12 protein-coding genes are annotated in these 11963 nt (G+C 52.4%); all 12 read left to right on the plus strand.

Annotated features, from left to right (window positions below; translation table 11 throughout):
• Positions 1-565 precede the first annotated feature (565 nt).
• The 12 genes from atpI (at position 566) to FY206_RS24550 (ending at position 11879) form a co-directional block, all read left to right on the plus strand.
• A complete protein-coding gene (gene atpI, locus FY206_RS24495; RefSeq protein WP_008500194.1) occupies positions 566-946 on the plus strand; it encodes a F0F1 ATP synthase subunit I in 381 nt (126 codons plus the stop codon).
• Between the two features lie 8 nt (positions 947-954).
• Positions 955-1770, plus strand: coding sequence for a F0F1 ATP synthase subunit A (gene atpB / locus FY206_RS24500; RefSeq protein WP_032644273.1), 816 nt, complete (start codon positions 955-957; stop codon positions 1768-1770).
• Between the two features lie 49 nt (positions 1771-1819).
• Positions 1820-2059: a F0F1 ATP synthase subunit C gene (atpE, locus tag FY206_RS24505; protein WP_000429386.1), complete on the plus strand. Its 240-nt coding sequence runs from the start codon at positions 1820-1822 to the stop codon at positions 2057-2059.
• 48 nt (positions 2060-2107) lie between these two features.
• Entirely contained in the window at positions 2108-2578 is a 471-nt protein-coding gene (atpF, locus tag FY206_RS24510; protein WP_003862370.1) for a F0F1 ATP synthase subunit B, read from the plus strand.
• Between the two features lie 14 nt (positions 2579-2592).
• On the plus strand, positions 2593-3126 hold the full coding sequence (atpH, locus tag FY206_RS24515; RefSeq protein ID WP_008500192.1) for a F0F1 ATP synthase subunit delta: 534 nt from the start codon (positions 2593-2595) through the stop codon (positions 3124-3126).
• A gap of 12 nt (positions 3127-3138) precedes the next feature.
• A complete protein-coding gene (atpA, locus tag FY206_RS24520; RefSeq protein ID WP_028017764.1) occupies positions 3139-4680 on the plus strand; it encodes a F0F1 ATP synthase subunit alpha in 1542 nt (513 codons plus the stop codon).
• 51 nt (positions 4681-4731) lie between these two features.
• On the plus strand, positions 4732-5595 hold the full coding sequence (gene atpG, locus FY206_RS24525; RefSeq protein WP_032644272.1) for a F0F1 ATP synthase subunit gamma: 864 nt from the start codon (positions 4732-4734) through the stop codon (positions 5593-5595).
• Between the two features lie 31 nt (positions 5596-5626).
• On the plus strand, positions 5627-7009 hold the full coding sequence (atpD, locus tag FY206_RS24530) for a F0F1 ATP synthase subunit beta (RefSeq protein WP_003862362.1): 1383 nt from the start codon (positions 5627-5629) through the stop codon (positions 7007-7009).
• Between the two features lie 20 nt (positions 7010-7029).
• Entirely contained in the window at positions 7030-7449 is a 420-nt protein-coding gene (locus FY206_RS24535) for a F0F1 ATP synthase subunit epsilon (RefSeq protein WP_006177560.1), read from the plus strand.
• A gap of 138 nt (positions 7450-7587) precedes the next feature.
• On the plus strand, positions 7588-8958 hold the full coding sequence (gene glmU, locus FY206_RS24540; RefSeq protein ID WP_032644270.1) for a bifunctional UDP-N-acetylglucosamine diphosphorylase/glucosamine-1-phosphate N-acetyltransferase GlmU: 1371 nt from the start codon (positions 7588-7590) through the stop codon (positions 8956-8958).
• 238 nt (positions 8959-9196) lie between these two features.
• Positions 9197-11026 carry a glutamine--fructose-6-phosphate transaminase (isomerizing) gene (gene glmS, locus FY206_RS24545; RefSeq protein WP_032644268.1) on the plus strand — a complete coding sequence of 610 codons (1830 nt, stop codon included), beginning with the start codon at positions 9197-9199 and terminating at the stop codon, positions 11024-11026.
• Between the two features lie 331 nt (positions 11027-11357).
• Positions 11358-11879: a fimbrial protein gene (locus tag FY206_RS24550; RefSeq protein ID WP_032644267.1), complete on the plus strand. Its 522-nt coding sequence runs from the start codon at positions 11358-11360 to the stop codon at positions 11877-11879.
• Positions 11880-11963: the final 84 nt, after the last annotated feature.

Genomic DNA, 11963 nt, shown 5'->3' on the forward strand with positions numbered 1-11963 from the left:
AGCACAACTTCCGGGGATTTACCGGTGAGCTTTTAACCTCTGCTTCACTAAGGTTTTTCTTCCGGTTAACTTGGCATGTGTTATTCACCAGAAAGATAGTCATCTCTGAAAATATAAGTCTGCTAAAAGTGGAAGGCAGTAACCAGAACGTAATGTTAATTGTTTATTAAGAATGTCAATAAAAGGTTTTTATTGTGTACTGGGCTGTTTTGAAAAAAGTTAAGACGTTTTGCGTTTAATTTCATAAAGATAAATTTCTGCGATTTGAGCCTTTGATAAATACAACCTTATCGTAAATGTGTGTTTTGTGATCTCGTGCACGCTTTATCACCAACGTTTTCGCGCTGTTTGCAGTTTTGGTCGAAGGTTGGCGCTTTAAGCGAAAGTTAAAAAATAGCGGTGGGGAAAAATATTTAAACATTTATTCACCTTTTCGCTACTTAATGTTTGAAATCACGGGTGCGCACCGTATAATTTGACCGCTTTTTGATGCTTGACTCTGAGCCTTAAAGGACGTTTTATACGACACGCGGCATACCTCGAAGGGAGCAGGAGTAAAAACGTGATGTCTGTGTCGCTCTTGAGTAGAAACGTTGCTCGTAAGCTTCTGTTCATTCAGTTTCTGGCTGTGATAGCAAGTGGACTGCTGTTTAGCCTCAAAGACCCCTTCTGGGGCATCTCCGCCGTGTGCGGGGGTTTGGCGGTTGTGCTGCCAAACGTGTTGTTTATGATTTTTGCCTGGCGTCATCAGGCGCATACACCCGCCAAAGGCCGCGTGGCCTGGTCCTTCGCCCTCGGCGAAGTGTGTAAGGTGTTGCTGACCTTTGCTCTACTGGTGATGGCGCTGGCGGTTTTGAAAGTGGTCTTCATGCCGCTGATAGCAACGTGGGTTTTGGTGCTGGTGGTACAAGTTCTGGCTCCAGCTGTAATCAATAACAAAGGGTAAAAGGCATCATGGCTTCAGAAAATATGACGCCGCAGGATTACATAGGTCACCATCTGAATAACCTTCAGCTGGACCTGCGTACATTCTCGCTGGTGGATCCACATAACCCCCCGGCCACCTTCTGGACGATCAACATCGACTCCATGTTCTTCTCGGTGGTTTTGGGTCTTCTGTTCCTGGCCATGTTCCGCGGTGTTGCTAAACGAGCGACCAGCGGTGTTCCAGGGAAATTCCAGACGTTCGTTGAGATGATCATCGGCTTCGTCCATGGCAGCGTGAAAGACATGTACCATGGTAAGAGCAAGCTGATTGCTCCGCTGGCCCTGACCGTGTTCGTTTGGGTCTTCCTGATGAACCTGATGGACCTGCTGCCAATCGATCTGCTGCCGTTTATCGGCGAGCACATCTTCGGCCTGCCTGCGCTGCGTGTGGTACCGTCTGCGGACGTGAACATCACCCTGTCGATGGCGCTGGGCGTGTTTATCCTGATTCTTTTCTACAGCATCAAAATGAAAGGCGTAAGCGGCTTTGTGAAAGAGCTTACCTTGCAGCCGTTCAACCACTGGGCGTTTATTCCGGTCAACCTGATCCTGGAAGGCGTTAGCCTGCTGTCCAAACCTGTTTCACTGGGTCTGCGACTGTTCGGCAACATGTATGCGGGTGAGCTGATTTTCATTCTGATCGCGGGTCTTCTGCCGTGGTGGTCACAGTGGGTTCTGAATGTGCCGTGGGCCATTTTCCACATCCTGATCATTACGCTGCAAGCCTTTATCTTCATGGTTCTGACGATCGTCTATCTGTCGATGGCGTCTGAAGAGCACTGATTTTTTACCAACACTACTACGTTTTAATTGAAACAAACTGGAGACTGTCATGGAAAACCTGAATATGGATCTGCTGTACATGGCTGCCGCTGTGATGATGGGTCTGGCGGCTATCGGTGCTGCGATCGGTATCGGCATCCTCGGGGGCAAATTCCTGGAAGGCGCAGCGCGTCAACCTGATCTGATTCCTCTGCTGCGTACTCAGTTCTTTATCGTTATGGGTCTGGTGGATGCTATCCCAATGATCGCTGTAGGTCTGGGTCTGTACGTGATGTTTGCTGTCGCGTAGTAGTAGTTTTAAAACCCTAAGCCACAGATATTAAAGAGGTATTGTGCTGTGAACATGAACGCAACAATCCTCGGCCAGGCCATCGCGTTTATTCTCTTTGTCTGGTTCTGCATGAAGTATGTATGGCCGCCTTTAATGGCTGCCATCGAAAAACGTCAGAAAGAAATTGCTGACGGTCTGGCTTCTGCAGAACGCGCTAAGAAAGATTTGGACCTTGCACAGGCCAACGCGACAGACCAGCTGAAAAAAGCGAAAGCGGAAGCTCAGGTTATCATCGAACAGGCTAACAAACGCCGTTCGCAGATCCTGGACGAAGCCAAAGCTGAAGCAGAACAGGAACGTACTAAGATCGTGACACAGGCTCAGGCTGAAATTGAAGCTGAGCGTAAACGTGCTCGTGAAGAACTGCGTAAGCAGGTTGCGATTCTGGCTGTTGCTGGCGCCGAGAAGATCATCGAACGTTCCGTGGATGAAGCTGCTAACAGCGACATCGTGGACAAACTTGTCGCTGAACTGTAAGGAGGGAGGGGCTGATGTCTGAATTTGTTACGGTAGCTCGCCCCTACGCCAAAGCAGCTTTTGACTTTGCTATCGAACACCAAAATGTCGATCGCTGGCAGAATATGCTGGCGTTTGCCGCTGAGGTGACGAAAAACGAACAAATGGCCGAGTTGCTTTCCGGTGCGTTAGCACCTGAAACTCTCGCCGCGTCGTTTATCGCCGTGTGCGGAGAGCAACTGGATGCCAACGGCCAGAACCTGATTAAGGTGATGGCAGAAAATGGTCGTCTCCGTGTGCTCCCGGATGTTCTCGAGCAGTTTGAGCACTTACGTGCCCTTAGTGAAGCTACCGCTGAAGTTGAAGTGACTTCTGCAACTGAACTGAGTGACGAACAGCTTGCGAAAATCACCGCCGCGATGGAAAAACGTCTGTCACGCAAAGTTAAGCTGAATTGCAAAATCGATAAGTCTGTAATGGCAGGCGTAATCATCCGCTCGGGTGATATGGTCATTGATGGCAGCGTACGCGGCCGTCTTGAGCGCCTTGCAGACGTCTTGCAGTCTTAAGGGGACTGGAGCATGCAACTGAATTCCACCGAAATCAGCGAACTGATCAAGCAGCGCATTGCTCAGTTCAATGTTGTGAGTGAAGCTCACAACGAAGGTACTATTGTTTCTGTAAGTGACGGTGTTATCCGCATCCACGGCCTGGCCGATTGTATGCAGGGTGAGATGATTTCCCTGCCGGGTAACCGTTACGCTATCGCACTGAACCTGGAGCGCGACTCCGTAGGTGCAGTTGTGATGGGTCCATACGCTGACCTCGCCGAAGGCATGAAGGTTAAGTGTACTGGCCGTATTCTGGAAGTGCCGGTTGGCCGTGGCCTGCTGGGTCGCGTTGTTAACACCCTGGGTGCACCAATCGACGGTAAAGGTCCGGTTGAGCACGATGGCTTCTCTCCAATCGAAGTTATCGCACCGGGCGTTATCGACCGTCAGTCCGTAGATCAGCCTGTTCAGACAGGTTATAAGTCCGTTGATGCCATGATCCCAATCGGTCGTGGTCAGCGTGAACTGATCATCGGTGACCGTCAGACCGGTAAAACCGCGATGGCAATCGACGCCATCATCAACCAGCGTGACTCCGGTATCAAATGTGTGTACGTGGCCATCGGCCAGAAAGCGTCCACCATTTCCAACGTGGTTCGTAAACTGGAAGAGCACGGCGCGCTGGCTAACACCATCGTTGTTGTGGCTACCGCTTCTGAATCTGCTGCACTGCAATACCTGGCGCCTTACGCGGGTTGCGCAATGGGCGAATACTTCCGTGACCGCGGTGAAGATGCGCTGATCGTATACGATGACCTGTCTAAACAGGCTGTTGCTTATCGTCAGGTTTCCCTGCTGCTCCGTCGTCCACCTGGACGTGAAGCATTCCCTGGCGACGTATTCTACCTCCATTCTCGTCTGCTGGAGCGTGCTTCCCGCGTTAACGCGGAATACGTCGAGAACTTCACCAAAGGTGAAGTGAAGGGTAAAACGGGCTCACTGACCGCGCTGCCGATCATTGAAACCCAGGCGGGTGACGTTTCTGCGTTCGTTCCGACCAACGTAATCTCCATTACCGATGGTCAGATCTTCCTGGAAACCAACCTGTTTAACTCCGGTATTCGTCCGGCGGTTAACCCGGGTATCTCCGTATCCCGTGTTGGTGGTGCTGCTCAGACCAAGATCATCAAGAAACTGTCCGGTGGTATCCGTACCGCGCTGGCACAGTATCGTGAACTGGCTGCGTTCTCTCAGTTCGCATCCGATCTGGACGAAGCAACCCGTAAACAGCTGAGCCACGGTCAGAAAGTGACCGAGCTGCTGAAGCAGAAACAGTACGCACCTATGTCTGTTGCTCAGCAGGGCCTGGTACTGTTCGCGGCTGAACGCGGTTACCTCGAAGATGTGGAACTGGCGAAAATCGGTAGCTTCGAAGCCGCTCTGCTGGCTTACGTTGACCGTGATCACGCTCCGCTGATGCAAGAGATCAACCAGACCGGTGGCTATAACGACGAAATCGAAGGCAAGCTGAAAGCTATCCTCGATTCCTTCAAAGCAACCCAATCCTGGTAATCGTCCGGCGGCTTGTCTCAGGACAAGCCGCCTGGCATTGAGGAGAAGCTCATGGCCGGCGCAAAAGAGATACGTAGTAAGATCGCAAGCGTCCAGAACACGCAAAAGATCACTAAAGCGATGGAGATGGTCGCCGCTTCCAAAATGCGTAAATCGCAGGATCGCATGGCGGCCAGCCGTCCTTATGCAGAAACCATGCGCAAAGTGATTGGTCACCTTGCAAACGGTAATCTGGAATATAAGCACCCTTACCTGGAAGAACGCGACGTTAAGCGCGTGGGCTACCTGGTGGTGTCGACCGACCGTGGTCTGTGTGGCGGCTTGAACATTAACCTGTTCAAAAAACTGCTGGCGGATATGAAAGCATGGTCTGAAAAAGGCGTTCAGTGCGATATCGCAATGATCGGCTCTAAAGGCGTCTCTTTCTTTAACTCCGTTGGTGGCAACATTGTCGCTCAGGTGACCGGTATGGGTGATAACCCTTCCCTGTCCGAACTGATCGGCCCGGTTAAAGTGATGTTGCAGGCCTATGATGAAGGCCGTCTGGACAGACTGTACGTTGTCAGCAACAAATTTATTAACACCATGTCTCAGGTGCCTACGATCACTCAGATGCTGCCTTTACCGGCATCAGAAGATGACGAGCTGAAGCACAAAGCCTGGGATTACCTGTATGAACCCGATCCGAAACCGCTGCTGGATACCCTGCTGCGTCGTTACGTTGAATCACAGGTTTATCAGGGCGTTGTAGAAAACCTGGCCAGCGAGCAGGCCGCACGAATGGTGGCGATGAAAGCCGCGACCGATAATGGCGGCAGCCTGATTAAAGAGCTGCAGTTGGTTTACAACAAAGCTCGTCAGGCCAGCATTACTCAGGAACTCACCGAGATCGTCTCGGGGGCCGCCGCGGTTTAACCAGGTTTACGAATTACGTAGAGGATTCAAGATGGCTACTGGAAAGATTGTCCAGGTAATCGGCGCCGTGGTGGACGTCGAGTTCCCTCAGGACGCCGTACCACGCGTGTACGACGCGCTTGAGGTACAGAATGGTAACGAGAGCCTGGTGCTGGAAGTTCAGCAGCAGCTCGGCGGCGGTATCGTGCGTACCATCGCGATGGGTTCTTCCGACGGTCTGCGTCGTGGTCTGGAAGTCAAAGACCTTGAGCACCCGATCGAAGTCCCGGTAGGTAAAGCAACACTGGGTCGTATCATGAACGTATTGGGTCAGCCAATCGACATGAAAGGCGACATCGGTGAAGAAGAGCGTTGGGCTATCCACCGCGCGGCACCTTCCTACGAAGAGCTGTCCAGCTCTCAGGAACTGCTGGAAACCGGTATCAAAGTTATCGACCTGATGTGTCCGTTCGCGAAGGGCGGTAAAGTCGGTCTGTTCGGTGGTGCGGGTGTAGGTAAAACCGTAAACATGATGGAGCTGATCCGTAACATCGCGATCGAGCACTCCGGTTACTCTGTGTTTGCGGGCGTAGGTGAACGTACTCGTGAGGGTAACGACTTCTACCACGAAATGACCGACTCCAACGTTCTGGACAAAGTATCCCTGGTTTACGGCCAGATGAACGAGCCGCCAGGAAACCGTCTGCGCGTTGCGCTGACCGGTCTGACTATGGCTGAGAAATTCCGTGACGAAGGCCGTGACGTTCTGCTGTTCGTTGATAACATCTATCGTTACACCCTGGCCGGTACGGAAGTATCTGCACTGCTGGGTCGTATGCCTTCAGCGGTAGGTTATCAGCCTACGCTGGCGGAAGAGATGGGTGTTCTTCAGGAACGTATCACCTCTACCAAAACCGGTTCTATCACCTCCGTTCAGGCGGTATACGTACCTGCGGATGACTTGACTGACCCATCTCCAGCCACCACCTTTGCGCACTTAGATGCAACCGTGGTACTGAGCCGTCAGATCGCGTCTCTGGGTATCTACCCGGCCGTTGACCCGCTGGACTCCACCAGCCGTCAGCTGGATCCACTGGTTGTGGGTCAGGAACACTACGACACCGCGCGTGGCGTACAGTCCCTGCTGCAGCGTTACCAGGAACTGAAAGACATCATCGCCATCCTGGGTATGGATGAGCTGTCTGAAGAAGACAAACTGGTGGTAGCACGTGCGCGTAAGATCCAGCGCTTCCTGTCCCAGCCGTTCTTCGTTGCGGAAGTATTCACCGGTTCTCCAGGTAAATACGTTTCCCTGAAAGACACCATCCGTGGCTTTAAAGGCATCATGGAAGGCGAATACGATCACCTGCCGGAGCAGGCGTTCTACATGGTTGGTTCCATCGAAGAAGCAGTGGAAAAAGCCAAAAAACTTTAACGCCTTAATCGGAGGGTGATATGGCAATGACTTACCACCTGGACGTCGTCAGCGCAGAGCAACAAATGTTCTCTGGTCTGGTCGAGAAAATCCAGGTAACGGGTAGTGAAGGTGAACTGGGTATTTTCCCGGGTCACGCACCGCTGCTCACCGCCATTAAGCCTGGTATGATCCGCATCGTTAAACAGTTCGGTCACGAAGAGTTTATCTATCTGTCCGGCGGCATTCTTGAAGTGCAGCCTGGCAGTGTGACCGTTCTGGCCGATACCGCTATTCGTGGCCAGGATCTCGACGAAGCGCGAGCCCTGGAATCGAAGCGTAAGGCTGAAGAGCACATTAGCAGCTCTCATGGTGACGTGGATTACGCTCAGGCGTCTGCGGAACTGGCCAAAGCGATCGCGAAACTGCGCGTTATCGAGTTGACCAAAAAAGCGATGTAACACCGGCTTGAAAAGCACAAAAGCCAGTCTGGATACCAGGCTGGCTTTTTTTTTCGGCCTTAATTCATGATGAAAAAGATGTAGAATTTTAAGCATCAAACGTTTTTACTTCACACTCAAACTACCGTCAGGATGCGTATGTCAAACAGTGCGATGAGCGTGGTGATCCTTGCCGCAGGCAAAGGAACCCGCATGTATTCCGATCTGCCGAAGGTGCTCCACACGCTTGCAGGAAAGCCAATGGTGCAGCATGTCATTGATGCAGCGAATGAACTGGGTGCCGGTCAGGTTCACCTGGTCTACGGCCACGGCGGCGATCTGCTTAAAAAAACGCTGAGCGATGACAAACTCAACTGGGTGCTTCAGGCCGAACAGCTGGGTACGGGTCATGCGATGCAGCAGGCAGCGCCCTTCTTTGCGGATGACGAAGACATTTTGATGCTCTACGGCGATGTCCCGCTGATCTCCGTTGAGACCCTCACCCGCCTGCGTGAAGCCAAACCGCAGGGCGGCATCGGTTTATTGACCGTCGTGCTGGACGATCCAAGCGGTTATGGCCGCATCACCCGTGAAAACGGCAACGTAACGGGGATCGTTGAACATAAAGATGCCAGCGATGAACAGCGCAAGATTCAGGAGATCAACACCGGTATCCTGATTGCCAACGGCGCGGATATGAAGCGCTGGCTGTCGACTCTCAACAACAACAACGCGCAGGGTGAATACTACATCACCGACATCATTGCGATGGCGTACCGGGAAGGGCGCGAGATTGCGGCGGTTCATCCGGCGCGTATTAGCGAAACTGAAGGGGTAAATAACCGCCTTCAGCTTTCCCGCCTGGAGCGCGTTTATCAGTCCGAACAGGCTGAAAAACTGCTGCTGGCAGGGGTGATGCTGCGCGATCCGGCGCGTTTCGATCTGCGTGGTTCGTTATCTCACGGGCGTGATGTTGAAATTGATACTAACGTTATCCTCGAAGGTCACGTCACGCTAGGCGATCGCGTCAAAATTGGCGCCGGCTGCGTGATTAAAAACAGCGTCATCGGTGACGACTGCGAAATCAGCCCGTACAGCGTCGTGGAAGATGCGCGTCTGGATGCGGCCTGCACCATCGGCCCGTTTGCGCGTCTGCGCCCTGGCGCTGAGCTGCTGGAAGGCGCTCACGTGGGTAACTTCGTAGAAATGAAAAAAGCGCGTCTGGGTAAAGGCTCGAAAGCCGGTCATCTGACCTATCTGGGCGATGCGGAAATTGGCGACAACGTGAATATAGGTGCAGGGACGATTACCTGTAACTATGACGGCGCGAATAAGTTTAAAACCATCATCGGTGATGATGTGTTCGTGGGCTCCGACACGCAGCTGGTGGCCCCTGTTACCGTGGGTAACGGCGTAACGATTGCTGCCGGAACGACGGTGACGCGAGACGTCGCCGATAATGAGCTGGTGCTCAGCCGCGTGCCGCAGGTTCACAAGCAGGGCTGGAAACGCCCGGTGAAGAAAAAGTAACGGATTTACCCCTCACCCTAACCCTCTCCCCAAAGGGGAGAGGGGATCGTTTGGTGCGGTGTTTTTCTCCCTCGCCCCTTTGGGGAGAGGGCCGGGGTGAGGGGATAATATAATCCTCCCCCCACAAGCAGTACCCATAAAAATAACCCCACTCTCTACAAGGCTCGGGGCGCCCGGAAAGGGCAAATACAGGTCAGCGACAACGCATGGCATAACGCCATAATCAGGAAATCTAACTATGTGTGGAATTGTTGGCGCAGTTGCGCAGCGTGATATTGCTGAAATCCTTCTCGAAGGTTTACGTCGTCTGGAATACCGTGGTTACGACTCTGCCGGTCTGGCTGTCGTCGATGCAGAAGGTCATATGACCCGCCTGCGCCGCCTCGGTAAAGTGCAGATGCTGGCCCAGGCTGCGGAAGAACATCCGCTGCACGGTGGTACCGGTATTGCGCACACCCGCTGGGCGACGCACGGCGAACCGTCTGAAGGTAACGCGCACCCGCATGTGTCTGAACACATCGTGGTGGTGCATAACGGCATTATTGAAAACCACGAACCGCTGCGCGAAGAACTGAATGCGCGCGGCTACACCTTCGTCTCTGAAACCGACACCGAAGTGATTGCTCACCTGGTGCACTGGGAGCTGAAGCAGGGCGGTACACTGCGTGAAGCGGTGCTGCGCGCTATCCCTCAGCTGCGCGGTGCGTACGGCACGGTGATCATGGATTCCCGCGATCCGTCCACGCTGCTGGCAGCGCGTTCAGGTAGCCCGATGGTGATCGGTCTGGGCATGGGCGAAAACTTCATCGCGTCTGACCAGCTGGCGCTCCTGCCGGTTACCCGTCGCTTTATCTTCCTTGAAGAGGGGGATATCGCGGAAGTGACTCGCCGCAGCGTGACCGTATTCGATACCAAAGGCGAGCAGGTGAAACGTCAGGAGATCGAATCGAACCTGCAGTACGACGCGGGTGACAAAGGCGCTTATCGTCACTACATGCAGAAAGAGATTTACGAGCAGCCAAACGCCATCAAAAACACCCTCACCGGGCGCATCAGCCACGGTGAAGTGGATCTGAGCGAGCTGGGCGCAAACGCGAACGAACTGCTCGGCAAGGTTGAGCATATTCAGATCGTGGCCTGCGGTACCTCGTACAACTCCGGTATGGTTTCTCGCTACTGGTTTGAATCCCTGGCGGGCGTGCCGTGCGATGTGGAAATCGCGTCTGAATTCCGTTATCGCAAATCCGCTGTGCGTCGCAACAGCCTGATGATCACCTTGTCTCAGTCCGGTGAAACGGCAGATACCCTGGCAGCGCTGCGTCTTTCTAAAGAGCTGGGTTACCTGGGCTCGCTGGCCATCTGTAACGTTCCAGGTTCTTCACTGGTGCGCGAGTCCGATCTGGCGCTGATGACCAAAGCGGGCACCGAAATTGGCGTGGCCTCTACCAAAGCGTTTACCACTCAGTTGACGGTTCTGCTAATGCTGGTGGCGAAGCTGGCGCGCCTGAAGGGCGAAGATGCTTCCGTTGAGCACGACATCGTTCACGGGCTGCAGGCGCTGCCGAGCCGTATTGAGCAGATGCTGTCTCAGGACAAACGCATTGAAGCACTGGCGGAGGATTTCTCTGACAAACATCACGCCCTGTTCCTGGGTCGTGGCGATCAGTATCCAATTGCGCTGGAAGGCGCGCTGAAGCTGAAAGAGATTTCCTACATTCACGCGGAAGCCTATGCCGCAGGCGAGCTGAAGCACGGCCCTCTGGCGCTGATTGATGCGGATATGCCGGTCATCGTTGTGGCGCCTAACAACGAACTGCTGGAAAAACTGAAATCTAATATCGAAGAAGTACGCGCCCGCGGCGGTGTCCTGTACGTCTTCGCCGACAAAGATGCCGGTTTTGTCAGTAACGACAACATGCACATCATCGAGATGCCGCATGTTGAAGAGGTGATTGCGCCGATCTTCTACACCGTTCCGCTGCAGCTTCTGGCCTATCACGTTGCGCTAATCAAAGGCACCGACGTTGACCAGCCGCGTAACCTGGCGAAATCGGTCACGGTTGAATAATTTTATATATTGAAGTGAAATAGCCCCATAAATCTATGATTGTGGGGCTATTTTTTGATCGGTAAATATAAATTTCCTCTGAAAATATAATTCGGAAATAATATAGATATATAAATCCGAGTAGAATCAATCCTGTTATTTTTAAATATAATATTATATTGAGGCCTCATTTTACCCTGAGTTATTCCATATTCAGCAGGCGAGAATAATAGAATAATATTTCTTCTTGTTATTTTTTATTTTAAAGCGTTTAATGCTCTTCGCTTGTATGCCCTGAAGTATTTATCAGGGAAATAGTATTTTGCAATATATAATTCAGGATGGTGTTGTAATGAAAGGAAATACGTTAAAGAGCATGATTGTGCTCTCCTCTTTATTTTTTGGTGCGCAGGCATACGCGGCCAATGGTAATGGTACTATCCATTTCACGGGCGAAATTATCGATAGTACCTGTGAGGTGTCTACCGGTACTAAAAACCAAACCGTTGATTTAGGCAAAGTCAATAAATCTACGTTTACCGGCGTGGGGTCAATGGCGTCGGTTCAGGCATTCCAGATCGATCTGCTGAACTGCCCGGATACTTACAAAAAAGCCAGCGCCCGTTTTGACGGAACCGAAGACGGCGACGGGTACCTGAAGCTGTCCTCAGGCGGGGCGAGTGGCGTTGCGATTGCAATTTATAACCGCGCCGATAACAGCCAGCTTAAGCTCTACAATCAGTCAACACCTGCCAGTATTTCATCTGGCAAGGCGTCATTGCCCTTTATGGCTCGCTATATCGCCACGTCTGCAACCGTAACGGCGGGCACTGCCAATGCGGATTCGGAATTTACGATTACATACAGTAATTAATTCCTTCAGTCTTTTTCTGTAAAAAAACAATCAGGCCTGGCGAGGCAGGGTTTGTTGCGCCCTTTCATCGGGAATTATCCAGGC

Source organism: Enterobacter chengduensis, assembly GCF_001984825.2.
GTDB classification, from domain to species: Bacteria; Pseudomonadota; Gammaproteobacteria; order Enterobacterales; family Enterobacteriaceae; genus Enterobacter; species Enterobacter chengduensis.